Genomic DNA, 26,382 nt, shown 5'->3' with positions numbered 1-26,382 from the left:
GTCAGGCCCCCACACCGGCCGGGACGGCACCCGGAGCAACTGCCGCCGCGCGGAAGGCGATCCCGTGACGCTGCTGCCCGTTGAACACCGACTCCCACGGCCGGGCGAACAGGCCCGGCAGCGAGACCGGGGCCCCGAGCGTCAGCCCTTCGGAGACCCCGCTCTCGGGAACGGTCACGTGGAGGAGCGAGGACTCCCCCTCGTCGATGTAGACGACGCCGACCTTCATCAACGCCTCACCGCTGACGGCGTCCTTGGCGATCTCACCGGTCTGCCGGTCCCGCACCTTGGGCTCAGGCAGCTCGGTCAGCAGGATCGTGGCGTTCTCGGTCTCAACTCGGATGGTCTTCAAGGTTCTCTCTTCTCCTTCAGTCACCCGGAGCCAGTCACGCCTAGTCGTCTAGACAAGATGCGTCGTGACAGCACCGGTTCGATTGGAACGCGGACCACTGTGCCACAACACTTGCCCACTCGTCTATACGAGTATGCTTCTGGGTGCGTACAAGTTCCGGGGAAGAAGCCCCTTGCACCACACCGACCCTCAACGTCCATCAGCTAGCAGGAAGTTGGTAGGCGAGGACGTAGGCGTCAGCGGACATCACGGTGTCGCAGACCTCCACCGCACGGCCATCTGTGTCGTAGGCGGTCCGCACCAGGTGGATCACCGGTACACCGGAGGCCAGCCGGAGCGTCTTCACCTCATCCGGTGCCGGCATCCGAGCCCGTACCTCTTCCTCGAAGTGGTCGAGCTGGTGGCCCAGTTCCTCAAGCCGGGCGTAGATGCCACCGGGCCCGGGGTTCGGTTCGGCGATGGGCGTATTGCGGGCGATGTCGAGCGGCAGGTACGAGACGGCCGTCTCGACCGGCTTCCCGTCCAGCAGGTAGCGGCGCCGGCGAGCGAGCACCTTCCGAGCCGAGCCGAGCCGCGCGGAGATATCCGGAGTCGAGCGCTCTTCCCGCACTTCCAGGCTGTCCACCTCGGGACGGCTCCCCGCGGCTTCCGCCTCCACCACGAACGCGGACTTGCCCTGATCGCGGTGACGCCGGGCGAAGCGGTCGGACGCCAGCCGCCGCACAGGCGGACGCGGGCGGACGAAGACGCCGCGGCCGTGCTCGGAGGAGACCAGTCCTTCGCTCTGCAATACGGAGAGGGAGTTGCGCACGGTCATTCGGGAGACCCCGAAGTGTTCAGTCAACTCGGCCTCGGAGGGGAGTTTTGCTCCCTCCTTGAAGCGGCCCTTGTCGATGGCTTCGCGCAGTTGATCGGCGATTTGCCGGAAAACTGCGCGATCACTCGTCGGGTCCAGCGTTCCCAGGATGCCGGAGGGAAGAGCCGCCATGTGTACTCCTTCAGATATCTAGACGAGAGGTCGAGTGTCGTTGTTACGGTGGAGAGCCTAGCCAGACGAAGGAAGCCGGAAAGCCGTGAGTCCAGTAGAGCGCCCCCACTCGGTAAGCGTCGCCGGGGTCATCGTCGACGACCGCGCCCGGGCTCTCCTGATCCAGCGCAGGGACAACGGCCGATGGGAACCGCCTGGCGGCGTGCTGGAGCCGGGGGAGACCATCCCTGATGCGCTTCAGCGCGAAGTCCTCGAAGAGACCGGCATCAAGATCGCGCTTCCCGCGACCCTCACCGGCGTCTACAAGAACATGTCCGGCCTGATCGTCTCGCTCGTCTTCCGCTGCGAAGCGGTCAGCGGCGCCCCGACGACCGGGGACGAGACCTACGCGCTTCGTTGGGCGACCCGCGAAGAAGTCTCCGAACTGGCCGACGAGGCATACGCAATTCGAGTCCTGGACGCACTCGACGCGACATCCCCGCCGGCTGTGCGTGCGCACGACGGCGTCAAACTCGTCTAGCTCTAATCCACTGTCCATAGCGGCCACCAGCATGAAGGAACTTGTATGCACGAGTATACGAGCACTCTGCGGATCTGGGAACTCACCTGCCCTGGCTATTTGGAAGAGGTCGGCCGCGCCCGCCGATGGACGCGCGACATCCTCAGCGACAGCGACCACGCCGACGACGCGGCGCTGATCGTCACCGAGCTGGGCACGAACGCTTTACTCCACAGCGCCAGCGGCAACCAGGGCGAAGCCTTCAACCTCACGATCTCCCGCGCACCAGAGACCGTGCTGATCTCCGTCACCGACGCCGGCGGCACCCGCACCACGCCACACGTGGCTCACCCCGACGAGAACGACACCCACGGCCGCGGCCTGGCCCTGGTCTCCACCCTCGCTCAGCGCCTCCACATCAACGGCGACGACAAGCACGGCCACACCGTCACAGCCGAACTCTCCACCGCCCCGGAGACGCCCAACACCCCGCTGACACACGGCTACTGGTGCGAATGCCTCGTCAACGGTGGCAAGCTCGGCTCCTTCGACGCCACCAGCCCCGAACAGGCAATCCGTTGGGTCCGCATCAGCCTCATGACGATCGCCATGGCCCTGGACGAGGAGCCCTACCGCCAGGCCCAGCACTGGAAGAACCACGAGCAGCCGCAGGCCCTCGAAGCGCTCCGCAAGGGCGAGCCCCAGCACCTCACCCTCAAACACCGCACCACGCACATCACTTGGACCGCCCGACCGGTCACCTTCCTACCGATGGCACACCGCCAAGGCAGGATCTTGCCTGCATGCACGCAGATGCACTCGACAGCCCAACTCACCAGCCTCCGCGGTGAGTAACAACTTTCTCTACTACTTCAAGGGCTCGCTCCGCTCGCTGCGCGGCCCGGCTTGCCGCCGGGCCACGCTCCTGTCTTCGCCCCGCTCCGGCCCGGCCGCCGTTCCGCGCGCGGACGCGACCCAGAAGAGAAGAAGGGCGCTGCCGGGGGTCGGTCGGCTCCACTGCTTTAGGCAGCCACCTTGGGGCGAGCCTCGAAGATCAGGGGCTCACTTCGGGCTGTTGCGGGCAGGTCAGGAGACTGCCCGAGTCGCGGGAAGCTTACGAGCCCCTGATCTCTCGCCCCAAGGCAGCTCCAGCCCAAAGCCGTTCCACCGACCGCGCTTTGTAGGTTCCGACCGAGTGTATTCAGCCAACTTGCGTGGCCACATAGGGTCATCTCGCTCTTGGAAAATCAACGTGCAGTTGATTCTTTCCGTGAAACGTGTCCCCCAGAACACGTTCATGACTACGGAGAGTTGAACTGTCAAGCCACTTTACATCCGAGAGTGATCGTCGGTGATGCTGCGTGTGAGGATCTATGGCTGAGACGTTGCTACGGTCGCTTGGACATCACAGAGAGAACCCCGCCCCAGTCGCGCACGCTTGCCGGCACGAGCGACTGGGACGGGGCACAAGCCTTGGAGGCTCACAGATGAGTGTGCACCCGTTGCTGCCAGGACTGTCAAACCCTCGTGTTCAACTATGGGTTGTAACAGTAATCGTCGTAGTTGTGACATTCTGGCGTGTTGGCGCAGAAGTCATCAGCGCCTATGCAGACGCTGCTGCCTTCCTCGCGTGTTTCATCGCCTACTACGGTTCAGCGCTAAAGCGCAAGGGGCGTCAACGGCCTCTGTAGTCACTGCCGTCCCATGCCATTCATGTGCCACACCCCATCGGTAACGACAGGCACGGGCATCGCGGTGCAATCGTCCTTCGGCGTAACGGCCCCTGACCACTCGGCTGGTTGGGGGCCGTGATGCTTGAGGATGCGCCCGTTCGAAAGCATCCTGAAGCACCCTGTTCGCCGTCCGGTTGCACTGCCACAATCGTTGAGACGACAACGAGGGGGCGACATGCGTTTCAGCGAGTACTACAACATCCCTACCACGCCCGAGGACGACTGGTTCGACACCTTCATGCCAGCTGACACGAAGTTATTCGTCGACCCTTTTCTGATCTGGGAGCGAACAGAAGGGCAGTGGGCATCAGCTCACGATCACTTGATCGATTTCTTCGAGATGGTATTTGATCTGGTCAAGAAGTCAGGTGGCAATACATCCTCCGTGTCATGGCGGCAATCGAAGAAGCTCCTCCTATTCCCTGAACCGTTCGAATTCTGCCTTGGCGTTGCGGAAAGTTCCCCGATGGGCATCGGGTCAGGTGCCTGCCTCCAACGAGATATGCTCGAAGGAGTAAAGGTTGCCACAGGCTTGGGGATGAGCCGGGTTGCGCATATGGAAATGCTCAACCTCTTCCAAGGTGGTATGGGAGTTGACCGCCTCAGTGACATGACTTGCAATATTCTAAAAAGCTACTTCATTGCGTACACGCAGGAAGTCTGCCGTCGTCATCACGTCCCTATGCGGGAATTCGATGTGACCAATGCAGAATGGAACAAGGACTATTGTCGCTGGGTTTCAAAAAAATGTGAACTGCCTGTCAATCCGGCTATAAATAGACCACTCATTCTGACACCAGCCAGCTTCCTGCGAAGGATCCCAGTCGCAACACCGGATGGGTTCTGGTCCTGGGCTTGGTCGAACATGTCGGAAGAGCTGAGAGGCGATTTGGCATTTGATATCGCCAGAAATGTCGAGCGCCGGGAGAAGGCAAAGCTGGCTCGGGAGAACCCCGATGTGGCCGCACTCTACCTGAAGGCCCTGGAAGAAGAACCTAAGAATCCATATCCGATTCACGACGATCCCGACATGCTCGTGCATTGGTACGAAGCCGGAGCAGAGCTAGCTGAAAATTCACCCCTCAGCTTCGTCCCTGAACGCGAAGCTGATTTCGGCAAGTTTGTCGAAGTGGTAGTCGATTGCTTCAGGCATAGCATAGAGGATCAAGATGGATGGCAGATTCTCTGGGGGGAAAAGAGAGGGCGCGAAGAGCGAATATCGCAAGCCCTTTTTCGAAGCTCTGTGATTCACTACTGTCGAGCAAATGACATCGACCTAAGTGGAGAAGCAGACGCCGGCAGGGGGCCCGGTAGACTTCAAGTTCTCGCGTGGTTGGTCAGCTCGTGCACTCGTTGAGATCAAGCTTGCGCGAAGCAGCAGGTTTTGGGATGGGGTCTTAGCTCAGCTACCCAGATATCAAGTTGCAGAAGAAGTAAAGCGGGGCATCTATGTGGCAATCGCGTACACGGATGACGAGCTCGTCCCAGAGTTTCGTGAGAAAGTGAAGAAGGCGGCGGCTGTAGCTTCGAAGGCCAGTGGAGCAAACATTACATCGATCCTCATCGATGCGCGACGAAAAGAATCGGCGTCGCGAGCCCGAAACCCTGAACTGTCTGATGAGCTTCATGAACGCGGTGGCAGCGAGGAGGATCCCGGGGAAGATGACTCCACAGCGGGCGACGATATCGACTGACCCGCCGTCCCCCATTCTGTGGCTCGCTTGAGGTTGCTGTACAGCAGCGAAGTACAGCAACCTCGCTGACCGTTGGTGGCCGCAGGCCCCTGCTGACGTCGCTTGCCTGACCGCTGCGACCGCAGATGTCCGAGCTGTCCACAGCTTGTAAACAGAAGGTCGTCGGTTCGAATCCGACAGGCGGCTCGCAGGTCAGAGGCCTCTTGGAATCGTTCAAGGGGCCTCTTTCATGCCGCAGACAGCGACGGTTGACGGCAACCGCCAGCGAGCACCTCAGTCCTCTTTTGGGGCCGCGCCGGGATCGTCGTCCTGGCCCTCGTCCGGGCCGTCGTTCAGCGCATCGCCGACGCGGTCGAAGGCTGAGCGCTGGGCGTCGAGGCGCACGAACGTGTAGATGTCCATCGTGACGCGAATCGAGCTGTGCCCGAGAACTTCCATGATCATGCGAGCGTCCGCACCCTGCTCGTGGAGCAGTGACGCGCACGTGTGCCGCAGATCGTGGAAGCGGACCCTTCGGATCTCCGCCCGCCTGCACAAGGCTTCGAACGAGCGGTTGAGGTTGCGGGGCTCGATGGGAGTGCCGTTCTTCGTCGTGAAGATCAACCCGTGAGCCGCCCCCTTCCAGCCCGCGCCAGCCGCGCGCTGGTCGGCAAGCTGCTGGCTGCGTCGCGCCCGCATAGCAGTCACGCATTCCGAAGGCAGGGCGACGCGGCAGGGATACATCCTCGGCTGCTTGGACGACGGACCGGCTGTCCCCGCCGGGGATCGACGGACATCCGGGCCGGGGGCCTCGGCCCGGAGCCGCCACGGAGTGACGGCCGGAGCCGGTCAGAACCTCAACGGGCAGGGTGCGGCGCCGGATCTGAAGAAGACGGATCGATCACGCGGGTGGGGTCGCCGATCCACATCTCTTCGCCGTGCGGGGTGGCGGTCATGCCGAATGCCTCGGGCTCTGGTCTGCCGAGGTCGACGTACTCCGCGTGGCGTCGATGTCGGGCCGAGCTTGGTGTAGCAGCGCCCCGTTCCAGTCTTTTCATCCGATACGACCCGGACGTTCACCTTCAGAACTGCCGAAGCCACCGGTTTCTACCGTGGCGTCACGACGAGCATGGGTCGGTAGTAGTCGTCGGGGTATGGCTCGTCGACGATGCGGTCGTCTACTTGGACCCAGGCGTGCGCGGTGAAGGGCATGGTGCGTACGCCAGTGCACCAGGTTGGCCAGGTCCCTCGCAGCCGGCAGAGCAGCGTGGTGGCCAAGGAGCGCTGGAGGCAGCCTTCGCCGTTGCATTGCACGCTGGTCGCCAGGACGTCGTTGCGCGCTTGCTGAGCCTGGGCGTAGGTGGCGGGCCGGGCGCCTCGCCGGAGGACCTTGAGCACTGCCTGGATGCGGGCCGGTGATTGTCGCGCCAGCCACCACGCGCCGGCCACCGCCAGCAACACTGGCGGTCGCCGCCACCAGGCCAACGGTGGCAACGCGTTGACCGAGGCGGGCATGCTCACTGGTCCACCGCCAGACCGCGGGAGCGCAGCGTCTCCAGGAACTCGGCGACGTCTTGGGCCGCTTGGTCCTTGGGGACGGAGGCTCGCTGCATCAGTTGCTGCACTGGGTCCGCACCATCGGTGAGGGCTCGGACGACGGTCGCGCCGGTCGCGTTGAGTTCGAAGTAGCGCCCCGCGTTCTGGTCCAGTAGCACCATGCCGCTGTCGGTCGTGGTGGCGGCGACTTTCGGATGGAGTCGCAGTGTCATGCCGTTGCTCCTGAAGTGATGATCGGGGTGCGGGGTTGCCAAGTGGCGCAGGACAGGGAGTGCTCCAGCGCGGCCCACTGCCGGGGTTGCGGGGAGAGCACGGCGGCGCGGAGCGCGGCTGGGTCGACCAGGCCGTGGTGGACCAGCGGCGAGGCGGCCACTACATCGAGTACTTGGGCTCGATGGGCGCGTAGCCCCTGGTAGCAGTCCAGGGCGGGGGTGTCCTTGGTGGTGCGGGTCAGGAACTCAGCGGGTGCGATGCCGTGCATCGCGCGGGTGAGGAGCGGTTTGAACTGCCAGGGATCGCCTCGCTCGGCCAGTCGCACCGACAGGCACGCCTCGATGACGCGGTCGTCCAGATAGGGCAGTTCGATGCAGGGGGCGTCGGTTTCCTGGCAGAACAACCGGTAGTAGTTCCCCGCTTCTTGGATGCGTTGCAGCGCGGTGTGCTGGCCGCGGGACGGTGCGAGGGAGTGCGCACCGGCGGCGGCCTCGGCCAACGCCTCGGACACGACGCGCACCGCACGGCGGCTGGCCCACGGCGGCAGCCGCAGCGGCGCACCCCAGCCGAACAACGCGCTGGTGTGCTCGGGGTCGGTGAGACGGTCGGCCTCGGTGGCCAGCCATCCGGAATAGCCACTGCGGTCCGCGAGTCCTCGGACGATGTGCGCTTTCGTCCAGCGGCGCCGAGCGCGGTGGCCGCGCAGGTGCTTCAGCGCTGTCCGGGGATCGCGGCGGAACAGGTCGTGTACGTAGGCGTCCGGGGCGGCGACGACCTCGTCACCACCGTGCCCCGCCAAGTGAACCTGCACCCCGCGACGGGAGTACAGCCGCGCGCTGCGGCTGAACACCGCCCGACCGCGCGGCAACGGCGAGGGCGCGTCGGTCGGCGGGTGGACCTCGTCGATGCCGGCGAAGTAGCGGGGGAGGTCGTCCGGGCCCAGGTGCATCCGGTCCAGTCCGGGCATCACGGTCGCGGCGAGGTCGGCCCAGCGGGAGTCGGCACTGGAGGCGTCGGTGTGGTGGGTGGTGAGGGCGACCATGTCGGCGCCGTGGTGGTGGGCAAGCAGACACAACGAGGTCGAGTCCATCCCGCCGGACAGATCGCACCCCAGCGGAGCGTCTGATGACGTTTGCTCCACGCGTAGTGCCACCGCGCGGGAAAGCTCCTCGCGCAGCACCGGCGCACCTTCGGCTACCGACGCCGCCGGTTCCGGTGGTGTCCACCAACGGCGCACCCGCGCCGACCCATCGGCCTCCCATTGCAGGGCGGAGCCTGCGGGCACGCCGTCGATGCCACGCCACGGTGTCCGGTCCCCCAGTGGATGCGGCAGGTACCGGAGCATCCCCAGCGCGAGCCAGTCCTCATCCAACGGAGCGCCGGTCAGCGCCGCCAGCACATCGGCCCGGTCTGCCGCGATGGTGCCGCGACCGTGCCGGGCCTGGAACACACGCCGAAGCCCGGAGGCCGTGCCCTGCACCCGGGTCCGGTCCTCGACCGCCAGCGCCAGGTGGCAACTGCCCGGCAACGCCGCAGCCAGACCGTCGAGGTCCTCCACACCGCCAACGCGGGACAGGCGCTGCGACAGGTCGTCGGTGGTGCTCGGGCAGACCCCGAGCACCACCAGTCGGTTCAATCCGACCTCCACGATCGTGCATTGCCACTGCGGCACCTGCCCCACCAGCCACGGACGGCCAGAGGCGTACGAGGCAACCCGCCGCGCGGATGCCGGCACCCGCTCCACCACATCCCGCTGCTCGTCACGGTCCGCCAGCACGACGAACCACGACACGGGCCAACCGCTGCTGCTACTCACGATCGTCGATCAACCTCGTTCAGAGCCAAAGACCGACCGGGTAGTCGGGCCAGTCACCGAATTCACCCCTGGTCTGTTCGGCGAACTCGCCGATGTCGGTGATCACGGGCGCCTCATACTCGGCGACCCCCTCACTCGTAAGGAACTCACTGGTGTTCACGTTTACGACATCTCCTCTCAGTCGGAACAGACCCGAACCATTCGGGGCTCTAAGGGCATTACATGGTGATCACCGCCAACTGCGCTATAGATCACTGGCACTTCGGGTCCGCAAACCACACCTTCCGGTGGCAGTCAGCGCTCAACCCCTCGATGCCAGCCTCGGGTTGAAGGGCGACCGGTACTGCGGAAGGCTCAGTTAGCCGTGACGAGGAAGGCACGGGAAGCCGGTCAGGACGTCAACGGCGCCGGGCGTGGAGCGGCGGCCGACGAGGACGGGCCGATCACGCGACTCGGGTCGCCGATCCACATCTGTTCGCCATGCGGGGAGACGGTTATGCCGAACGTCTCGGGCTCTGGTCTGCCGAGGTCGGCATACTCCGCGTACGCTGCCTCGACTTCGGCCCACAGGTCGCGTGGCCCGTACTGTGCGACGGGTTCGCCTACGTCGGCGGCGGCGCCGGAACCGTGCAGGTCGCGGAGCCACACGCGGTGGTGTCTCGTCTCTCCCCTTGGAGGGCGTGGACGAGTTTCATTCCGGGCAGGCGCGTCCCGCCGTAGAGGGCGAAGCCGAGCGGCAGCGACTCCCGCGGGTCGAGGGCGCTTTCGTACGGGCGTGCCGAGTGTTCCTCGACCGGTGCGGGAGTCGGCGGGCGGTGGGATTTCATCGGCATGTAGGAGGCGCCGCCGCAGATGTGGCCGATACCGGTGCCGTCGTCCTGCACGGTCAGTTGGACCAGGACGCCGGACCAGAAGTCCCGTGCAGGGACGACGAGCGGCGGTAAGACCACGCCACTACCTCGCTGTTGGAAGCTGACCGGGGCGTCGACGTCCTGTTCGGACCGGGCGAGCCGCACCCGCCGAAGCAGGGCGATACGCGCGGTTTCCCGTGGGGCCTGGTTTTCAACGCCGCACGGAAAGCCATCGAGAAGCAGGCCGGCAGGCGAGCCCGCCAGATCCGGAGCACGCCGCCTCATGCTCGTGACGTGGGTGACGGCAACGTTGACAGCAACGGCGGCACACGAGGACTGCCATCAGCAAGCAGTTCCCTATGGCAGGGCCCAACCCCGGGGTCGCCTCGGCGCGTTCGCCCAATGCTTGTAAACAGGGTCGTCGGTTCGAATCCGGCAGGCGGCTCCGGAGAAGTAACAAGGTCAGAGGCCCCGTTCCATGATCGGAACGGGGCCTCTTCACGCGGGGGTTCTCCTGCGCTGTCCCGGCAGATTCACGTGCGGGGGCGGGCGCAGTTCGTGTGCGGGAGGAAGTGCCGGCGCCGGTCGCTCACGACGGCTGGGCGCTGGGCTCTGCGTTGCGTGGCGTCCGAGCGGTCGCGGGCGGCCTCACGCGCGGCGGATCTGCATCATGGCGACCCTTGCGTGGTGGTCGTCCACGTGCATGGGGACGGACTTGGTGCCGGTCAGGCGGATTTCGGTGCCGTTGGTGCCGGGGATCCAGGCGATCTGGTCGATGCCGCGGCGGAACGCGCGCTTTTCGCGTTTGGGCAGGAGCAGCGGCATGGGGCTGCGGTTCACGTCGCCGGTCCAGATCACCGGGTAGCCCTGAGAGTGCCAGTGGTCGAGCACATCGTCGCGGTGGCTGCGGAAGTGCCGGGCCCACATGCGGCGGCGCCAGGCCTCGTGGGAGTCGTTCTTGCCGTTCCACGCTCCGGCCACGTAGTGGGTGTTGACGAACACGAACCTCAACTGCGGGTCGCTCGCCAGCTCCAGTACGGCCTGGTTGATGACGCGGTTCGGCGATACGCCGTCCATGCCGCCGTGGACGGGGGTGCTCCTGCGGTCGACGATGTTGAACTCCGTGGGAATCGACATCGGCACCCGGTGGGCTGCTTTGTCGGTCTCGAAGATGTTCCGGAAGCCCTTGCCGAAGTGCTCGTTGATCCAGCGCGGTTCCCGGCCGTCGTCGTCTCCCTCGCCGATCTCCTGCCAGCCCACCAGTGGCTTGGCGAGCCGGCCGCCTGTCGTCGCCGCGTGACGGACGTCGCGGATGGCTCTTTCTCGTTGATCGAGGTGCTTGCGTCCGATGTTGGCGGTGACGACGACGAGGCGCTTCCAGTCGGTGGCCGCGCCGGCGCCGCTCGTTGCGGTGAGTGCCGCGGCAGCTCCGAGAACGGCGCCGCCTCCCAGAACGAGAGTGCGTCTTCTGCTGATTCTTCCGCTGATCGATTCCACGGGTTTCCCTTCCACACGTGCGTCTGCGTGTGTCTACGTGTGTCTGCGTGTTGCGAGTTCTGAGTTCTCGGCCGACGGCCAGGTTGGGGCCGTCACTTCACCGCGAATCCGCCGTCGTGCCATACGAAGGTGCCGGTGATCGGGTATCGCTTCTTGTCCGAACGCTGGAACCAGTGGTAGACGGCTCGGTGGCTTCCGTTCTCAGCCTGGAAAACGTCCATGCCGCCGGGGCCGGTGTGGTTGCCGGGCAGCCCCCGCCACGGTCCGAGGCCGGCCTTTCCCTTGAATCCGAAGTACGGCCGCTTGACGCCGCTGCGCAACGGGGCGCACTTGCTGCGCGGAATCGGCTTGGTGCCGCACTTGGCGATACCGGTCGCGTAGCGCGCGCTGTCCCAGGCGTTCGCCGAGTAGGCGAGATACCAGCTCTCGCCCGCCTTGAACATCGACGGGTTCTCGACGATGTGGTTGTTGCCCTTGTTCCGGGCGCTGTCCCACGCGATGTCCTTGCTCGTGATCGCGGTACGGCGCGAGGAGAAGTTCTTGTCCGCCCATCCGTCGTCGCCGGCGCCGACAACGGAGACACCGGTTTCGATGCCTCGCGTGACCTGATCGTCGCGGTACGCGACATACAACTTGCCGCCCGCGACGTATGGGTTGGCGTCGATCGCCCACCTGCCGCTCGCCGGGCAGACCCACGGGCGGTCGCCGTCGTCCTTGAACGGGCCGTTCGCATCGGCCGACCTCGCCAAGCCGATGCATTTCTGCTTCGAGCCCTTCTTGGACATCGTGTAGTACATCAGGTACTTGCCCTTGTGCTCGACGACGCCGGGCGCCCACACTCCGCCGGACTTGTCCGCCCATTCGCCGATGTTCTTCTTCGGCAGTGCGTCACCCACGGCGCAGTCGGCGATTCCGACGTCGTCGCCGGAGCCGTGCCGCAGCATCGGCACCTTGAAGCCGTGCTTCGTGCCGCCGCACTTGGTGCCCGCGCTGCTGGTGCCGTAGGTGATGTAGTCGCCCTGGCCGGTCGGCACCGTGTCAGGGTCGGCGAGCTTGAATTCCGACGCGCTGCGCGTGGACGAGGAATCGCTGCTCGCCACGCCCCCGTCGGCAGCGTCCGTCGTCCCCGAAGTCGTGGCTCCGGCCGCCACCGCCGAAGTGGCGGCGAACACGGCCACTATGGCCGCCGAGACGAGCTTGGCTCTCTTGTTCCTCATGGTTTCCTTCCCCCGCAGTTCCGCACGCACAGGTCGTGATCAAGACTCGCGATTGAAGTGAGTGGACATACAAAGCGGATACATTCCGGCCGAGCGCAGCCCCGGTGGGCGCCATGACCTTCCGCCGTGCCCCGCGCCCGTGCCCGCGCCCCGTGCTCGCCCCCGCCCCGCTGCGCCCGACTCGTACCGCCCGTGTCACGGCCCGTACCCCGGGGCTACGATGAGCCCTCCCTAAAGGTTCAGACCAATGCGGCGGAGGCGGAATGCTGGGCTCGGTGAATCCCTTGAGGCGGCGGTCGGTGTTGCAGGGCGGAGTTCTGGGGGTCGCCTCGCTGGGGCTGCTCAACTCCCGGGCGATTCCGGCGAATCAGGCGAAGCGGGAACGGCGTGGGGGAAAGGCCGGGCCGGGGAAGCGGCTCGCGGTCGTCGGGGCGGGGGCCGCGGGAATCGCCTCGGCGTACTTCTGTGACTCGGCGTGGAGCGTCGACCTCTTCGAGTCGCGCGACAAGATCGGCGGTCACGCCGACACGTTGAACGTCACCGAGGGGGACGAGCGCTACGCGGTCGACATCGGCGCCGAGTTCTTCCATCCCGATACGCACCCGCTGTACTGGTCGTTCCTCGCGGAGATCGGGGCTCGTAGCGACGATCCCGAGGAGAGCCTGGTCATCGAAGGGCCTGCGAGTCTCACCGTCTTCGACGGCGGCACCGGCGAGGCCCGTTTCGGGTCGGAGCACGTCCTGGAGGACATCCCGGGGGCCCTGCGCTTCCTCACCTTCACCGGGGAGGCGCGGAAGATGACCGAGCCCGACGCGCCCTGGGAGACCACCATGGGCGGGTGGCTCGACGGGCTGGACATCGACGACGGCTATAAGCGCGACGTCCTCACCCCGTGGCTGTCGTCCCTGACCTGCGGTGACGTCGAGCTCGTCCGTACTCAGTCGGCACGTGCCCATCTGTCGTCGTTCGCGAAGACCTTTCCCCGGAGCATCTTCGAGCCCGTACACACCTACAACTCGACGGTGGGTCTGGAGGGGTATCTGCGGATGCTTCTCGACGCGTGCGAGAACACCACCGTGCTCACCCGGGCCGCTGTGGAGAGCCTGGAGGAGCAGTCGGGGACCTGGCATGTCCGTACCGCCTCCGGCCGGCGGCACGGGCCGTACGACGCGGTCGTCGTCACTGCTCCGCCGCCCGTGTCGAAGGAATTCTTCGGCGACGTCCCGGACTTGGGGCATATCGCGGAGCATCTCGGGGCGCACGAATACCATCCCTCGCGCCTCGTCATCCACCGCGATCCCCACTACATGCCCGCCGACAAGGACTACTGGGCCGTCCAGAACGCGGCCGTGGGAGGCGGGCACTGCGAGACGTCGATCTGGGTCGGCGCCTACTACGGCACCTCGGACCCCGCGACCAAGCCGGGCATCTTCAAGAGCTGGGCCGCGCACCGTGCCGACGACCCGGGCGAACTCCTCGCCGAACGCCGGTTCTCCCACCCGCTGTCCACCCCGCGCTCCCTCGCGGCGGCGCGCGACATGATGGCCTTCCAGGGCGAGCGGAACCTGTACTTCGCGGGCAGCTTCACCACGATCACCGACTTGCAGGAGACCGCCCTGTACTCGGGGCTGAGAGTCGCGGAGAGCCTCAACCCCCAGGGGCCGCAACTCACTTCGTTCAAGAAGCGCCTCGCCGACGAGGACCTGCTCGGCGTCTCCTACGACATCGTCTGACGGACCGGCTCGTCATCGGGCCGAAGGCGGGTGGCCTCGGCCGCTCGTCTCGCGCGCCCTGCCCCTCGCTCTGACCGTCGTCCTGCCCCTCGCCCTGCCCGTCGACTCGTCCCACGCCGCAGCTTCCCCCATGCCAGCGCGCCGGCCGCCGCCGTTACCGCGAGCGCTGCGAGTAACGGGCCCAGGGCGAGGGCCTGTTGGAGGGATGTCGCCGCCGCGTAGCCGAGGGTGGTCTCTCCGGTGGCCCACAGCGAGGCGGCCGTGACGCTGTACGGGGCGATGCGGTGGTACGGGAGGCGGGTGGCGCCGGTGAGGTGGGGGGTGAGTGTGCGGATGACGGGGAGGAAGCGGGAGAGGAACACGGCCTGGCCGCCGTAGCGTGCCGTCAGCGACTCGGCGCGACGCCATGCGGTGGCCGGGATGCGGCAGGCGAGGCGTCCGTTGCGCAGGCGCTCGCCGAGCAGCCCTCCGGTGCGGTGCGCGAGGAAGTCGCCCGCCACTACGGCGCACGCGGCGGCTGCGATCACCAGCGAAAGGTCGAGTGACGTCGTACGTGCCAGTGCGCCCGCCGTCAGCAACAACGTGAGCGTGGGTACGAACGCGCCTATCAGCAGCACGGATTCGGCGAGCACGGCCGAAGTCACGATCCCGTAGGCGGCGCCCGGGGGCACGTGGCCGAGGGCGGCGGACATGCCGGAGAGGGCGGTCATAGACCCGTCCGGGGCACGCCCGCCGGGCCGGGCACACCGCCCGCACCGCCGGCCCCTTCCGCCGTCGCAGCCCGCGTGCCCGAGTGCTCGACCGCGTATGCGGGGCGCCGCAGTTGCCAGACCGTTGCCGGGGGAAGGTTCGCCCACGCCGTGCGGCGGCCGGTGGCGCAGCGGTCACGGTAGGCGGCGAGAAGCCGCTCCACGGCCCGGTGGCGGTGCGCCTGCGCAGGGGAGGCGAGCAGGGCGCGGGCGCGCCCGGTGCCTCGGTATGCGAAGTAGGTCAAAGTGCCTCCGGGACGGAGGAGTTCAAGATACCGGTCCATGATCGCTTCGACGTGGTGGGGGGAGAAGTTGGTGAACGGCAGCCCGGAGACGATCACGTCGTAGCGGCGGCCGGTCTCCAGGCGCTCGACGTGGACGTCGTGTACGCGTACCTGCTCGGGGGGCCGTCCGGCCAAGTGCGGGTGTGCGCGGACGAGTTCACTCAGGCGGTGGGCGAAGCGCGGGTTGGCCTCGGCGACGTCCAGGCGGCTGCCGGGGGCCAGTTGCGGGATCAGGGTCCGGGTGACGGCTCCGGTTCCCGCCCCGGCCTCCAGGATGTCCAGCGGCTGTCCGGCCTGTGCGCGTACGGGCTCGGTCAGTGCACGGGCGAGTGCCTTGCCGCTGGGTGCGACGGCTCCGACGGTGCGCAGATCGCGGGCGGCTTCGAGGAGTAACATGAAGCCGTCGGCGGGGCGTGGGGCAGGGATTCGGCGGCGCGGCGCGGGGGAGTGGCTCATGGCCCCGACGCTAGAAAGCGGCCGGGCGCCCGCGACTCCGCCGTTGTACGACGACGGACCCCTACGAAAGTAGGGGTCGGGCGTGGAAGATCGCCGGAGGGCGGCCTCCCGTCCCGTGCTTAGGATCGCGGGGTGGGCTGGAGCTGGATAGGGCACCCCTCGTGGGCCGCATACGGGCGCTTCGGCCTGGTGGTGCCGGTCACCTTCGGCGCCGTGCAGTACGGCGCCGTGTCGGCGGACGGGCGGTATCTGACGCCGGTGAGCGCGGCGGCGGTGCTCTGCGGCCTGGCCCTGCTGGTGCGCCGCCCCCACTGGCTGCTCGCACCTCTGCTGGCCACCGTGGCGACGGGCCTTTGGGGGTGGCCGCTGCTGCCGCTGCTGCTGGTCGCCCTGTTCGAACTGGCCTCCCACAGCCGGATCGCGGTGGCCCTGGGCTGCGGCGCCGCCGTACTGGTCGCCGAGTCCCTGCTGGCCTCGGCGACGTCGTCGTTCACCGTGCGCTTCGGCGTGCTGCTGCTGGTCGTCGTCGGGTGCGGGCACTGGGCGGGCCGGGGCCGCCGGGTGAGAATGCTCAACGCCGAGGTCGAACATCTGCGTATCGAGCGGGAGTTGAGGGAGGAGGCGGCACGTGCCGCCGAGCGTTCCCGTATCGCCGCCGAGATGCACGACGTGCTCGCCCACCGGTTGAGCCTCATCGCCCTGCACACCGGCGTGCTCGCCGCCACGACCGGCACGCTGCCCCAGGTGGTCGCGGAGCGTCTCGCTCTGCTGCGTACGGCCTCCACCGAGGCCCTCGGCGATCTGCGGGACATCCTCGGCGCCCTGCACGGCCGCGGCGCCACGGCGGACGCGGACACCGGCGGAGGCGGGGACGGGGACGGGGACGCCGCTTCAGCGCCCGTGCTGCGCGACGTGCGCGAGCTGGTCGAGGAAGCCGAAACGGTGGGGCAGCAGGTCGGGATGACCGTCGGCGGGCAGCCGGACAAGGCTCCCACCGTTCACCGCCTGGCCGTTCACCGTCTCGTTCAGGAGGCGCTGACGAACGCCCGCAAGCACGCCGAGGGCGCGCCGGTGACCGTACGCGTCGACTACGGGCCGCCCGTCACCGAGGTCGAGGTGTGCAACGGACCCGGCAGTACGGCCATGGAGACGCCCCCGTCCGGCTACGGTCTGGTCGGCCTGCGCGAGCGCGTCACCAGCCTCGGCGGACGTCTGCGCGCCGGGCCGGGCGATGACGGTTCCTGGCGTCTCGCCGCGCGCATACCCTGTCCCGCAGACGCCGAGCAGAACGGCATCCGTACATGATCCGCGCCATGATCGTCGACGACGACGCCCTCGTCCGCCTGGGGCTGACCGACCTCCTCGACGGCGACGACGGCATCGAGGTCGCCGGCCAGGCGTCCGACGGGCTGCAAGCCGTCGAACTGGCGAGGGCACACCGCGTCGACGTGGCGCTGGTCGACGTCCGCATGCCGCGCCTGGACGGCATCGCCGCCACCCGCCGGCTGCGCGCACTGCCCCACCCCCGAAGGTGATCACGCTGACCACCTTCGACGTCGACGAGTACGTCTACAACTCCCTTGCCGCCGGGGCCGACGGCTTCCTGCTCAAGGACGTGGAACCGAAGGAGATCCTGCGGGCGGTGCATCTCGTCGCCGCCGGATCGGCCATGCTCCATCCCGTCGCGGCCCGCCGCCTCATCGACCGCTACCACGCGACCAGCCCGCTCCGTGCGGCTGCCGCCCGTACCCGGCTCGAACAGCTCACGCCCCGCGAACACGAGGTGCTGGCCCTGCTCAGCAGGGGCGACACCAACGCCGACATCGCCGCCAGGCTCGGCATGCGTGAGAGCACCGTCAAGGCACACGTCAGCCGGATACTGACCACGCTCGAAGTCTCCAACCGCGTCCAGGCCGCCCTGCTGGCACGAGACGCCGGGCTCACCGACTGACCCTGCTTCCACATGTCGCCCCTCCGGCCGCCGCAGGGCTGAACTACGGCCGTCGTACCTCGAATTGGAAGCAGCCGTATTCGACTGCCCGCACATGTACGAGTGCTACCTCCGGACGGCTGAAGGCTTCCCTGAACGCCTGGTCGAACCCCGCCTCCACGTCCTCGGGGATCTCGACGAGGCGGCCTCCGGCGATACGGCCGTCGGCGTCGTAGCGGCGGACGGTGCGCAGCGCGCCCGGACGGGCGAAGGGGTAGCCGCCAGGGTCCTGCGGGCCCCCGCACTCCGCGGCATGGATGAACACAGGCCCCGACTCGTCGTACGCACCCGGGTCCGCCCCGGTCGCCGCCGCCCAGCGGCGCAGCGGCGCGTAGGAGACGAGCGCGACCCGTTCGCCCGGCTCGATAGCCCGCAGGCAGCAACGCAGCGGACTGCCCACGCAGTTGAGGGGGACGCCGTCCGCACGTGCCGTGTACGGCCGGAAGGGCCGCCCGGAGTCGTCGGTGTCGCGGAGTTCCTTGAGCGTGGTGGGAGGGATGGGAAGCGGTGTGTATGCCGTCATGCGCTCCAGCGTCGGCCGCCCGCGCCCGGTCCGCTGGCGGAATCCGGACGCGGGAGTGCGGGTGCGCGGGCGGCGGGTGCGGGGGGTCCGTAGTGTGGATCAGCGTCACCGGCGCTTACGGGACGACCGGTTCTGCGCGCCGCATGAATGCGTGTCGATAACGCCACTTCCCCGGACAAGACCTCCATCTGCCGCGTAGGTGTGCTGGCGCAGAACAGCCGGGGTGTCCGTGAATGTCACGCGCAACGCCCCTTCGGGCCAAGGGGACTTGTCGATCTGTGCCAAATCTTCGGCGGGGACGGGCCGTCGGCGCAGGCCGGCGGTAGCGTGGTGAGGGCAGCGTGCGGACGATGCGGTCCGCCGGCCCGGCAGGGCAGTTCGCCGGGCTGGTCACAGTGGACCTGAGCGTCACCCAGCCGTCTGCGTGAGGCCACGCGCTTCCGCCGGTGAGGGGCGCCTTGGCCGACGGGAATTCGAAGGCATGGAAACCGAGTGTGTCTCTGACGCTGGGCTCGTCGAACTCGTCCGCGGCGGCGGGGAGTCGGCCGGGGCCGCGCTGGCGGAGCTGGAACGGCGGCATTTCGACGCCGTTCGGGCGTTTGCGGCCATTTGTCTGAACGACGTTTCCGCCGTGGAAGAACTGGCGCGGCGCGCATGGCAGTCGGCGGCGGCCGAGGGCGGGATCACCGCGGGCGCGGTGCGTCCGCAGGCCCTGGCGCTGGTGCTGTGGGCCGCGGCCGGAGTCGCGGAGACCGGCCATCGTGCCGTTCTCGAGGCCGACTTGGCGGTATGGCTGGCCGCGCGACCGCAGCCGCAGACGTCCTACGAGGAACCCGACGGACAGGGCGGTGCCGCCTTCCTGCACCAGGGCTCCGTCACCGCCCGCGCCTTCAACTCGCTGCCGCCCAACCTTCAGACGGTGCTGTGGCACCACCTCGTGGAGCGTGCCGACAGTGACGCCATCGCCCCACTGCTGGGCTCCGGCTCGTCGGAGTCCCAGGAGGTCTCCGTACTGATCAGGCGTGCGCACCGGGACTTCTACTACGCCTACGAGCAGATCCACCAGTACGGGATGGCGGACGACTGCCGCCGCTTCCACCGCGTGGTCATGGCCTACGCCGACGGCCGCGGCGGCAACACGGGCGACGTGGTCGAGCACCTGGCAAAGTGCGGCTACTGCGCACGCGCGGTCGCCGATCTGGAGCGTATGCACTCCGACTTCGGCGGCCTCCTCGTACAGGCGCTGCTGCCCTGGGGAGGGCCGCAGTACGCCGAGTCACGGCGCGGAGAGTGGGCGTCGACGACCATCGAGATCCCGGTGATCGGACGCGAGGGCGGGCGTGAGAGCGGGCGTGAGAGCGGGCGTGAGGGCGGGCGCGGAGGCAGGCGCGGAGGCGGGCGGGAACGCCACCGCCGCGGAGCCGCGGCGGCCACGTCCGCGTCGTCCGCGGCACCGGCCGGTCCTTCGCCGACGGCCGGACTTTCGCCGACGGCCGGTCCTTCACCGGAGGCCGGACCTGTGCCGCCGGTGGGACCTCCGCCGACGGCACCGCCCCTCGCTCCGCCCGCCAGGGCTCGCGGCCGGGAGCGCACGGGCGGCCGGGACCGGATACGCGGCCGGGACCGTATGCGTGGCCGCCGGGTCACCCAGGTCGCGGCGGCCGTGGGCGTGTGCTCCGCGGCGGTGGCGTTCGCCTACGCGCAGGGTGTCGGCACGAAACTCTCCGAACTCGCAGGCGTGGTGCCGTCGAAGGAGACACCGTCCACCTCCCAGCCCCGCGACCCCGGGCCGTCGAAGTCCGCCTCGAACTCACCGTCCCCGTCCCCGTCGAGGTCGGGCGGCGGCGACTTCGCCCCGCCGGGCGACGAGGGCCGGGACCGGCGCCCCTCCCCGACCCCCTCGCCCGCCGTGAAGGGCGCGGCCCTCGAGTGGCTCTTCGGAGACGACAAGGACGCCGACGGGCCGGTGGCGGCGGACAGTTCGGGCAACGGCAAGAACGGGACGCCGAAGGGCGATCCGCTGCCGAAGCCGCTGGCGGACGGCGGACTGGCCTTCTTCGGGCAGCAGTCGGTGACATCGCGGGGGCCCGTCCTCGACACCGACCGCAGCTTCTCGGTGTCGGCTCGCGTGAAGCTGAGCAACACGGACGAGTACCAGACCGTCGCCAGCCAGGACGGGACCGAGATCAGCTCCTTCCAGCTCCAGTACGACGCGGTGGAGAACCGCTGGGAGATGCGCATGCACCAGGCGGACTCCCGGACCTCGCCCGCCGACGAGGCGGAGTCCGACTCCGCACCGCGTGCCGGCCGCTGGACCTCGCTGACCGGGGTGTGGGACGCGTCCGACGAACGGATTCGCCTGTACGTCGACGGCGAGCTGGAGGACTCCGTCGGCCGTGACGGCGACAGCAGCACGGAGGGCGAATTCGCCGTCGGCCGGGCCCAGTTGGGCGAAGGGTTCATCCGCGGACTCGAGGGGACCGTCGCCGGGGTGCGCGCGTACCCCAGAGCGCTCACGGGTGCGGAGGCCCGGAAGCTCGCGGACGAGGACGCCTGGAACGGCTGACCGGACCCAGACCGCGGGGAAGGCTGAACCACTGAGACGCCGACGCCCGCACACACCGGACGACGGGCACGCAGCGACACGGACGGCCGCCCCGCAGGACACGGCGACCCGCACGCCCCGCAAGGCGCCCTGACCGGGGGGTTCACCGCTTACGGTGGCCGGGCCAGGCCCGGAGCCGAGCGGCCACGGGCACATCGAGTCGGGGCAGCGGGGTAGCCATGCGCCAGACCAATCTCGCCACGGAGTCGGCCGAATACGTCAGCGCCCGCGAGGAGTTGCGGCAAGCCGAGATCGAGCTGATGCGGCAGCGGGAACGCGTCGCCGCCATGCGCCGGGAGCTGCCGCCGGGACCCGTCGTAGAGGACTACGTCTTCGAGGAGGGCCCGTCCGGCCTGGACGCCGGTGACGAGCCCGTGCGCCAGGTGCGGCTCAGCGAGCTGTTCACCCGGCCCGGACGGGACCTGATCGTCTACCACCTGATGTACGGCAAGCGGCAGACCGAGCCGTGCCCCATGTGCACGATGTGGCTCGACGGCCTCAACGGAGTGGTCCGCCACGTCACGCGGAACGCCGACTTCGCGGTCGTCGCCGCGGCCGGGCTGCCCGAGCTGCGCGCCCACGCCCGCAATCGCGGGTGGAGGAATCTGCGGCTGCTGAGCGCCGGTTCCGGCACCTTCAAGTACGACCTGGGCAGCGAGGACGCCGAGGGGGGCCAGGACTCGACGCTGTCGGTCTTCACCCGCGACGAGGCCGGTGCAGTAAGCCACTTCTACTCTGTCCACCCCCGTATGGCTGAAGACATCGGCGAGCGGGGCATCGACCTGTTCAGCCCGGTGTGGCACCTGCTCGACCTGACTCCGCGGGGGCGGGGCGAGTGGTACCCGGGGCTCGACTACTAGGGGTCCACCGGAGCGGCCATCTCCCTTGCCACGTACGGCTGTTGACGCTGCTGACCCGTCGCCTCACGTCCTGACGACCGTCGACACGACGTCCTCCACGGCCTTCTCGGTGGGCGGCGGGTCTTCCCGGTCGGCGAAGAGCAGATGCACGGCGCCGATCAGGGTGGGTGCGAGCGTGCCGGGGTCGGCGTCCGGCGGGAGGCGGCCGAGGTCGCGTTCGGCGGTGAGATACGAGGCGAGCATGGCCGCGGCCTCCGTGAGCAGCGGCACGCCGGTCGGTGTGGTACGGCGAAGTCTGGTTCGTAGCCCGTCCCTTGAGGTGATGAGCGCGACGATCGCGACGGCGACCGACTCGAAGAGCTCGGTCAGTGCCGCGGTGAGATTGCCGGTGACGGTGCCGGTGCCGGCGGAGTCGTGCAGCGCGTCGGACCGGTCGTCGAGTCGGGCGATGCGGTCCTCGACGAGTTCGGCGAGGAAGTCGTCGAAGTCGGTGAAGTGCCGGTGCAGCACGCCCTTGGCGCAGCCCGCCTCGGTGGTGACGGCGCGGCTGGTCAGCGCGTTCGGCCCGTCGCGGAGCAGGATGCGTTCGGCGGCGGCGCGCAACTGCTCGCGTACGTCGCGGATGGCCACACCTGTCGGCACCTCGTACCTCTTCTTCCTCTTCGACCTCGCTGCTACGGAGCCCGGCCCCTGCTGTGGCGGGTCACGGCGACCGGACGTTGACGAGTGGGCGTGTGCCCACCCATAGTGGGCGCATGCCCACCGTACCCGCACCCGAACCCGCTCCCTCATCCGCGTCCGCCCCCGAACCCTCGCCGCCGTCCGGCAACGAGCCCCATCGGCACCGGCTGACCGCCGAGTCCTTCGGCACCGACGCCGAACGCTACGACCGTGTACGCCCCCGCTACCCCGAGGCCCTGGTCGAGCGGATCGTCGCGGCCTGCCCCGGTCCTGAAGTGCTCGACGCCGGGTGCGGTACGGGGATTGCGGCACGCCAGTTCCAGGCGGCGGGCTGCCGGGTGCTCGGCGTGGAACCCGACGAGCGGATGGCCGTCACCGCGCGGCGCTCCGGGGTGGAGACCGAGCTGGCGGCGTTCGAGACATGGGACCGCGCCGGACGGCAATTCGACGCCGTCGTCTCCGGGCAGGCATGGCACTGGATCGACCCGGTGGCGGGAGCGGCGCAGGCGTGCCGAGTGCTGCGGCCGGACGGCCTGCTGGCGCTGTTCTGGAACGTCTTCCGGCTTCCGCCCGCGCTGGCGGAGTCCTTCGCGGCGGCCTGCCGCCGGGTGATGCCGGACTCGCCCGTGGACCTCGCGTCCACGATGAGCCAGGACCTGGACTCCTACTCGCCGCTGATCGCCAAGGCCGTGGAAGGCATCGGCGGGACGGGCGGGTTCGGGGCGGCGGAGCAGTGGCGGTTCGACTGGGAACGGTCGTACACGCGGGACACCTGGCTGGATCAGATGCCGACCTTCGGGCTCTTCACCAGGCTCCCTGCCGCCCGGCTGGCGGGAATCCTGGAGGGCGTCGGCGCCGCGGTCGACGCGGTGGGCGGCGGTTTCACGATGCGTTACGCGACGGTGGCCGTCGTCGCGCGCCGGGGCGGCGCCGTCTGAACCGGTACGCCGGGGCCCGCCGGTTCGTACCCGTGCCCGTAGCCGGGCCCGTACCCGAAGCCCCAGCCGGGCTCGCATCCGTACACGTGGGAGTGCCCCGACTACCGGCCTACGCACGGGACTTGGGGCCGATCGGCCAGGCCGCCGATCGGGAAGGCCACCATCAGGACGGCCGCCGGGAAGTCACCCGGTCGGCCCGGGGGGCGCTTCCTCGGGAGGTTCCGTGGGCTTCAGCAGATGAGGACCGTTGTTGCGTACGTTGTTCACCGCGGTGGAGACCGGGCGCGCGTCGAGGTGGCCGCCCGCGGGGGACGTCAGCAGCTCGCGTAGCTCGTCCGGGTCCTCGTGTGCCGGGTCCAGCCAGGACGACTGGTCGGCGGGGGCGATGGCCAGGGGCATGCGGGGGTGGATCCTGCCCGCGGCGTCCGTGGCCTCGGTGGTGAGGATGGTGCAGGTCCTCCACCATGCCTCCGGGTCGTCCTTGTCGCGTTCCGGGTCCCGCCAGATCTCGTAGAGACCGGCCAGCGCCATGACCTCGCCGTTCTCGGGGCTGATGAAGTACGGCTGCTTGTACGCCTTCCGGCTGCCGCTCGCCGGTACGGTCTGCCACTCGTAGAAGCCGTCGGCCGGGAGCAGACAGCGGCGCTTTGCGAACGCACGGCGGTAGGCGGGCTTTTCGTGTGCGGTCTCCATCCGGGCGTTGATCATCTTCGCGCCGGTCTTCGGGCTCTTGGCGAAGAACGGCACCAACCCCCAGCGCAGCGGGCGCAGTTGGCGCTCGACGACTCCCGTCTCCCGGTCGACCGCCTCCAGGACGGCCCAAACGTCGTCGGTCGGGGCGACGTTGTAGTTGGGCGCCGGTGCCTGTTCCTGCTCCCAGTGGTCGACGTCGAAGAGCTCGGCGAGGTCCTCCGGGCTGCGGGTCGACGCATATCTGCCGCACATACGTACAGCCTGCCACGGTCGGCCCGTCCGTCCCGGGGAAACCCGACGACCCCTGCGGCCCTCGTGTATGCCGCTGCGCATGCGCGGCCCTTGCCGCCCTCACGCCTCGAAGGCTCCAAGGCAGCGGCGGCGACCGGAGCAGGGGTCCGCCGGGCCGGACACGGCGAAGCCCGCCGCATCCCCGTCGTCGGGGAAGTGCGGCGGGCTTCGTCACCGTCAGGGCGGTGAGGACCGGTCCTCGTGGGACCTCAGCCGTTGCTGCGGGCGCTGCGGCGCCGGATCAGGTACATCGCGCCGCCACCGGCCACGAGGAGCGCGCCCACGCCGGCGATGATCGGGGTGGCGGAGTTGCCGCCCGTCTCGGCGAGACCGTCGTCGCTGCCGCCGTCGCCGCCGCCGGTCTGCGGGCCGGGCTCGTTGCCCCCGCCGCCGTTGCCGCCGTCGCCGCCGTCGCCCTTCGGCGTCTCGCAGGTCGCCTCGGAGAGCACGATCTCACCGGCGGCCTTCACGACGTTCAGCTTGGCCGGGTTCAGCTCGTACGACAGCTTCAGCGCGGTGGCCGCGCCGGAGGCCGTCTTCGTGGTCTCCTGCTCGACACCGACATCGACGCTGCCCAGGCCCGGCAGCTTGATCTGCTGGCTGCCGACTCCGTTGATCTTGACGGGCTTTCCGAGAACGGTGACGTTCTCCAGATCCGCGTTGGCGACGGGCTTCTCACCGGCCGCGCAGGAAGCGCTCGCGGTCAGCAGGTCCGCGCTCACCAGCGGCGTTCCCGGCAGGCCGGGCGCGAAGGCCTTGAGCCCGACGAGCTTCACATTGCCCACGGAACGCTCGGTCCCGGCCTTGGCGCGGGAGCGGGCGACATCGGCCTGGACGAGCCGGATGGGCTGTCCCTTGTTGGCGCCGTTCACCTCGGCGGTGAGCAGCTTCTTCTCGGCGTCCTGCGGCGCCCGGACGGCGTTGAGGGAGGCCCGGACCGGAACCTTGGCGGCGTCGGCCACGGATACGTCGAGGTCGGCGCGGGCCGCGGTCGCGGTCGCCTTGCCGGTCGACTGGGAGTCGCCGTCCACGGGTGCCGCGTGGGCGGGAGCTGTGAACATCGCGCCGCCGACCATCACGGTGGCGGCGCCCAAAAGCGCGGACCGACGGGCCCGCGAGCCCAAGACATGCATGATCAAGTAGCGGAACCTTCCAGGGGACATGGAGCCGCCGACGCAGGCTGACGAGGGGGACAGCAGGGGCAGTCGGGGCGTTGGTCCGGGGAACTATGCCGTTCGGGCGACCGTGGTGCAACTCCCAGTAACCGGATTTGGTGAAGGACCGTGAGTGTTTTCGAAACACTTCCTCCACGGATCCGGAATGGGCACATCCGGGGGCCGTGCCGGGGGTCTGCGTTCCTCAATTGCCGGGTGCGGTACGCGAGTTGGGCGGGCGCGGTGCGCCGCGCTCACTCGCACGCCGTCCCCCGCCTGCCGCGCTTGCGTCCGTCGCCCGTGCTTGCGTCTGTCGCCGCCTCGTCCCGGCCGGAGGTTACGGGGCCACGTCCCGGCTCTGCGTGCGTCCGGACCAAGCGTCCCGGTCCCGCGTCCCGGTCCCGCGTCCCGGTCCCGCGTCCCGGCGCTGCGTCACAGCCGGTCGTAGACGAGCAGACCGTCGTCGCCCAGCCGCGCGCCGGGCGCGACCGGGTGCTCCGTGAGCCGTCCGTCGTGTGCCAGGTGCAGTACGGGCGTATCGCGTGCCAGCAGTGCGAAGTCCGCGATGATGCGCCGGTGGCAGCGCCACCACAGGGACTCCGCGCACATCACGGCCGTGCGTTCCGTTCGCGCCGCCTGACGCAGCAACTCGTCCATGGCGTCGAGGAATCGGGGATCGCGCGTGTATCCGGCGTAACCGCGGAACTGCGCGTGCTCCCAGAAGACATCGGGGGAGTCGGCAGCCGCCCTGCGGAAGCCGCCCAGCCGCTTCTCCCACCGGTACTCCAGGCCCGCCTCCGGCATCCAGGCCGCCAGCTCCTCACGGCGCGCGTCGGGATTGCGCCGGCTGCCGGGTGCCGTACGTACGTCCACGACGGCGGCGACGTCCGCGCCGCGCAGCAGATCCGCGAGCTGATCGCGGTTCGCGACGCCGTGACCGAAGGTCACCAGCGGGGGTGCCGGGCTCACCGGCTTCCGGCGGCGGCGGGCTGCGGGATCGGTGCCGGGGACGGCGCCGGTGCCGAAGGC

Annotated in this window: 26 protein-coding genes and 1 pseudogene; 10 read left to right on the top strand and 17 right to left on the bottom strand. The window is 68.8% G+C overall.

Features of this window, described 5'->3' with window-relative positions:
- Position 1 precedes the first annotated feature (1 nt).
- Both MMA15_RS11740 and MMA15_RS11735 read right to left on the bottom strand, forming a co-directional pair.
- Complete coding sequence (locus tag MMA15_RS11740) at positions 2–352, bottom strand: SCO3933 family regulatory protein (RefSeq protein ID WP_241059132.1); 351 nt, start codon at positions 350–352, stop codon at positions 2–4.
- Positions 353–551: 199 nt separating this feature from the next.
- Positions 552–1,340 carry a GntR family transcriptional regulator gene (locus tag MMA15_RS11735; RefSeq protein ID WP_241059130.1) on the bottom strand — a complete coding sequence of 263 codons (789 nt, stop codon included), beginning with the start codon at positions 1,338–1,340 and terminating at the stop codon, positions 552–554.
- 85 nt (positions 1,341–1,425) lie between these two features.
- On the opposite strand from MMA15_RS11735, the gene MMA15_RS11730 reads away from it, so the two are divergent.
- From MMA15_RS11730 to MMA15_RS11715, 4 genes are all read left to right on the top strand, one after another.
- The gene (locus MMA15_RS11730; RefSeq protein WP_241059122.1) at positions 1,426–1,860 is read left to right on the top strand and encodes an NUDIX hydrolase; all 435 of its coding nucleotides are present in this window, start codon (positions 1,426–1,428) and stop codon (positions 1,858–1,860) included.
- A gap of 45 nt (positions 1,861–1,905) precedes the next feature.
- A complete protein-coding gene (locus tag MMA15_RS28210; RefSeq protein WP_308290537.1) occupies positions 1,906–2,694 on the top strand; it encodes an ATP-binding protein in 789 nt (262 codons plus the stop codon).
- Positions 2,695–3,747: 1,053 nt separating this feature from the next.
- Positions 3,748–4,929 carry a DUF8370 family protein gene (locus MMA15_RS11720; RefSeq protein WP_241059120.1) on the top strand — a complete coding sequence of 394 codons (1,182 nt, stop codon included), beginning with the start codon at positions 3,748–3,750 and terminating at the stop codon, positions 4,927–4,929.
- Complete coding sequence (locus MMA15_RS11715; protein ID WP_241059118.1) at positions 4,853–5,266, top strand: DUF8371 domain-containing protein; 414 nt, start codon at positions 4,853–4,855, stop codon at positions 5,264–5,266. The genes MMA15_RS11720 and MMA15_RS11715 overlap by 77 nt, the downstream gene beginning before the upstream one ends.
- A gap of 273 nt (positions 5,267–5,539) precedes the next feature.
- Here the strand turns inward: MMA15_RS11715 and MMA15_RS11710 are convergent, their stop codons facing one another.
- From MMA15_RS11710 to MMA15_RS11675, 8 genes are all read right to left on the bottom strand, one after another.
- A complete protein-coding gene (locus MMA15_RS11710; RefSeq protein WP_241059116.1) occupies positions 5,540–5,944 on the bottom strand; it encodes a tyrosine-type recombinase/integrase in 405 nt (134 codons plus the stop codon).
- A 408-nt stretch (positions 5,945–6,352) separates the two neighbouring features.
- On the bottom strand, positions 6,353–6,760 hold the full coding sequence (locus MMA15_RS11705; protein ID WP_241063151.1) for a lasso peptide biosynthesis B2 protein: 408 nt from the start codon (positions 6,758–6,760) through the stop codon (positions 6,353–6,355).
- 2 nt (positions 6,761–6,762) lie between these two features.
- On the bottom strand, positions 6,763–7,014 hold the full coding sequence (locus MMA15_RS11700; protein ID WP_241059114.1) for a lasso peptide biosynthesis PqqD family chaperone: 252 nt from the start codon (positions 7,012–7,014) through the stop codon (positions 6,763–6,765).
- Positions 7,011–8,831 carry an asparagine synthase-related protein gene (locus tag MMA15_RS11695; protein ID WP_241059112.1) on the bottom strand — a complete coding sequence of 607 codons (1,821 nt, stop codon included), beginning with the start codon at positions 8,829–8,831 and terminating at the stop codon, positions 7,011–7,013. The genes MMA15_RS11700 and MMA15_RS11695 overlap by 4 nt, the downstream gene beginning before the upstream one ends.
- A gap of 19 nt (positions 8,832–8,850) precedes the next feature.
- Positions 8,851–8,991 (bottom strand): lasso RiPP family leader peptide-containing protein, encoded by a 141-nt coding sequence (locus MMA15_RS11690; protein ID WP_241059110.1) that lies wholly within the window; start codon positions 8,989–8,991, stop codon positions 8,851–8,853.
- Positions 8,992–9,433: 442 nt separating this feature from the next.
- Positions 9,434–9,781 carry a hypothetical protein gene (locus MMA15_RS11685; RefSeq protein ID WP_241059107.1) on the bottom strand — a complete coding sequence of 116 codons (348 nt, stop codon included), beginning with the start codon at positions 9,779–9,781 and terminating at the stop codon, positions 9,434–9,436.
- 549 nt (positions 9,782–10,330) lie between these two features.
- Positions 10,331–11,179 (bottom strand): hypothetical protein, encoded by an 849-nt coding sequence (locus MMA15_RS11680; protein WP_241059105.1) that lies wholly within the window; start codon positions 11,177–11,179, stop codon positions 10,331–10,333.
- A 92-nt stretch (positions 11,180–11,271) separates the two neighbouring features.
- The gene (locus MMA15_RS11675) at positions 11,272–12,396 is read right to left on the bottom strand and encodes a family 43 glycosylhydrolase (RefSeq protein WP_241059104.1); all 1,125 of its coding nucleotides are present in this window, start codon (positions 12,394–12,396) and stop codon (positions 11,272–11,274) included.
- A 263-nt stretch (positions 12,397–12,659) separates the two neighbouring features.
- Between MMA15_RS11675 and MMA15_RS11670 the strand changes: the two genes are divergently transcribed.
- Positions 12,660–14,129, top strand: a complete 1,470-nt coding sequence (locus MMA15_RS11670; RefSeq protein WP_241059102.1) for an FAD-dependent oxidoreductase — start codon at positions 12,660–12,662, stop codon at positions 14,127–14,129.
- Here MMA15_RS11670 and MMA15_RS11665 read toward each other — a convergent pair.
- Both MMA15_RS11665 and MMA15_RS11660 read right to left on the bottom strand, forming a co-directional pair.
- On the bottom strand, positions 14,114–14,839 hold the full coding sequence (locus MMA15_RS11665) for a DedA family protein (RefSeq protein ID WP_241059100.1): 726 nt from the start codon (positions 14,837–14,839) through the stop codon (positions 14,114–14,116). The two genes, MMA15_RS11670 and MMA15_RS11665, sit on opposite strands and share 16 nt — an antisense overlap.
- Positions 14,836–15,618 (bottom strand): class I SAM-dependent methyltransferase, encoded by a 783-nt coding sequence (locus tag MMA15_RS11660; RefSeq protein ID WP_241059098.1) that lies wholly within the window; start codon positions 15,616–15,618, stop codon positions 14,836–14,838. Before MMA15_RS11660 ends, MMA15_RS11665 begins: the two co-directional genes overlap by 4 nt.
- A gap of 132 nt (positions 15,619–15,750) precedes the next feature.
- On the opposite strand from MMA15_RS11660, the gene MMA15_RS11655 reads away from it, so the two are divergent.
- Both MMA15_RS11655 and MMA15_RS11650 read left to right on the top strand, forming a co-directional pair.
- Entirely contained in the window at positions 15,751–16,923 is a 1,173-nt protein-coding gene (locus MMA15_RS11655) for a sensor histidine kinase (RefSeq protein WP_241059096.1), read from the top strand.
- Positions 16,920–17,569: pseudogene (locus tag MMA15_RS11650) on the top strand (response regulator). The gene MMA15_RS11655 and the pseudogene MMA15_RS11650 overlap by 4 nt, the downstream one beginning before the upstream one ends.
- Positions 17,570–17,612: 43 nt before the next feature.
- Here the strand turns inward: MMA15_RS11650 and MMA15_RS11645 are convergent.
- Entirely contained in the window at positions 17,613–18,131 is a 519-nt protein-coding gene (locus MMA15_RS11645; protein ID WP_241059094.1) for a DUF1203 domain-containing protein, read from the bottom strand.
- Positions 18,132–18,612: 481 nt separating this feature from the next.
- Here MMA15_RS11645 and MMA15_RS11640 point away from each other — a divergent pair, with 481 nt between their 5' ends.
- Entirely contained in the window at positions 18,613–20,697 is a 2,085-nt protein-coding gene (locus tag MMA15_RS11640; RefSeq protein ID WP_241059092.1) for a LamG domain-containing protein, read from the top strand.
- A 218-nt stretch (positions 20,698–20,915) separates the two neighbouring features.
- On the top strand, positions 20,916–21,596 hold the full coding sequence (locus MMA15_RS11635; RefSeq protein WP_241059090.1) for a DUF899 family protein: 681 nt from the start codon (positions 20,916–20,918) through the stop codon (positions 21,594–21,596).
- Positions 21,597–21,659: 63 nt separating this feature from the next.
- Here the strand turns inward: MMA15_RS11635 and MMA15_RS11630 are convergent, their stop codons facing one another.
- Entirely contained in the window at positions 21,660–22,238 is a 579-nt protein-coding gene (locus MMA15_RS11630) for a TetR/AcrR family transcriptional regulator (protein ID WP_241059088.1), read from the bottom strand.
- A 113-nt stretch (positions 22,239–22,351) separates the two neighbouring features.
- Here MMA15_RS11630 and MMA15_RS11625 point away from each other — a divergent pair, with 113 nt between their 5' ends.
- Positions 22,352–23,215, top strand: a complete 864-nt coding sequence (locus tag MMA15_RS11625) for a class I SAM-dependent methyltransferase (RefSeq protein WP_241059086.1) — start codon at positions 22,352–22,354, stop codon at positions 23,213–23,215.
- A gap of 183 nt (positions 23,216–23,398) precedes the next feature.
- On the opposite strand, the gene MMA15_RS11620 is transcribed toward MMA15_RS11625, so the two are convergent.
- The 3 genes from MMA15_RS11620 to MMA15_RS11610 form a co-directional block, all read right to left on the bottom strand.
- The gene (locus MMA15_RS11620) at positions 23,399–24,160 is read right to left on the bottom strand and encodes an SOS response-associated peptidase (RefSeq protein WP_241059084.1); all 762 of its coding nucleotides are present in this window, start codon (positions 24,158–24,160) and stop codon (positions 23,399–23,401) included.
- 248 nt (positions 24,161–24,408) lie between these two features.
- Entirely contained in the window at positions 24,409–25,332 is a 924-nt protein-coding gene (locus MMA15_RS11615) for an SCO1860 family LAETG-anchored protein (RefSeq protein ID WP_277400994.1), read from the bottom strand.
- Between the two features lie 453 nt (positions 25,333–25,785).
- Positions 25,786–26,322, bottom strand: coding sequence for a DUF488 domain-containing protein (locus MMA15_RS11610; protein ID WP_241059080.1), 537 nt, complete (start codon positions 26,320–26,322; stop codon positions 25,786–25,788).
- Between the last annotated feature and the right edge of the window lie 60 nt (positions 26,323–26,382).

The organism is Streptomyces marispadix, assembly GCF_022524345.1.
Taxonomy (GTDB): Bacteria; Actinomycetota; Actinomycetes; order Streptomycetales; family Streptomycetaceae; genus Streptomyces; species Streptomyces marispadix.
This window is presented reverse-complemented; position numbering and strand designations above follow the sequence as displayed.

What these genes read in the sequence shown, in the direction of transcription:
- MMA15_RS11735 (WP_241059130.1), bottom strand. Translation starts at nt 1,340, where the DNA reads ATGGCGGCTCTTCCCTCCGGCATCCTGGGAACGCTGGACCCGACGAGT.
- MMA15_RS28210 (WP_308290537.1), top strand. Translation starts at nt 1,906, where the DNA reads ATGCACGAGTATACGAGCACTCTGCGGATCTGGGAACTCACCTGCCCT.
- MMA15_RS11720 (WP_241059120.1), top strand. Translation starts at nt 3,748, where the DNA reads ATGCGTTTCAGCGAGTACTACAACATCCCTACCACGCCCGAGGACGAC.
- MMA15_RS11710 (WP_241059116.1), bottom strand. Translation starts at nt 5,944, where the DNA reads ATGCGGGCGCGACGCAGCCAGCAGCTTGCCGACCAGCGCGCGGCTGGC.
- MMA15_RS11705 (WP_241063151.1), bottom strand. Translation starts at nt 6,760, where the DNA reads ATGCCCGCCTCGGTCAACGCGTTGCCACCGTTGGCCTGGTGGCGGCGA.
- MMA15_RS11700 (WP_241059114.1), bottom strand. Translation starts at nt 7,014, where the DNA reads ATGACACTGCGACTCCATCCGAAAGTCGCCGCCACCACGACCGACAGC.
- MMA15_RS11675 (WP_241059104.1), bottom strand. Translation starts at nt 12,396, where the DNA reads ATGAGGAACAAGAGAGCCAAGCTCGTCTCGGCGGCCATAGTGGCCGTG.
- MMA15_RS11670 (WP_241059102.1), top strand. Translation starts at nt 12,660, where the DNA reads ATGCTGGGCTCGGTGAATCCCTTGAGGCGGCGGTCGGTGTTGCAGGGC.
- MMA15_RS11665 (WP_241059100.1), bottom strand. Translation starts at nt 14,839, where the DNA reads ATGACCGCCCTCTCCGGCATGTCCGCCGCCCTCGGCCACGTGCCCCCG.
- MMA15_RS11660 (WP_241059098.1), bottom strand. Translation starts at nt 15,618, where the DNA reads ATGAGCCACTCCCCCGCGCCGCGCCGCCGAATCCCTGCCCCACGCCCC.
- MMA15_RS11645 (WP_241059094.1), bottom strand. Translation starts at nt 18,131, where the DNA reads ATGACGGCATACACACCGCTTCCCATCCCTCCCACCACGCTCAAGGAA.
- MMA15_RS11640 (WP_241059092.1), top strand. Translation starts at nt 18,613, where the DNA reads ATGGAAACCGAGTGTGTCTCTGACGCTGGGCTCGTCGAACTCGTCCGC.
- MMA15_RS11635 (WP_241059090.1), top strand. Translation starts at nt 20,916, where the DNA reads ATGCGCCAGACCAATCTCGCCACGGAGTCGGCCGAATACGTCAGCGCC.
- MMA15_RS11625 (WP_241059086.1), top strand. Translation starts at nt 22,352, where the DNA reads ATGCCCACCGTACCCGCACCCGAACCCGCTCCCTCATCCGCGTCCGCC.
- MMA15_RS11620 (WP_241059084.1), bottom strand. Translation starts at nt 24,160, where the DNA reads ATGTGCGGCAGATATGCGTCGACCCGCAGCCCGGAGGACCTCGCCGAG.
- MMA15_RS11615 (WP_277400994.1), bottom strand. Translation starts at nt 25,332, where the DNA reads ATGCATGTCTTGGGCTCGCGGGCCCGTCGGTCCGCGCTTTTGGGCGCC.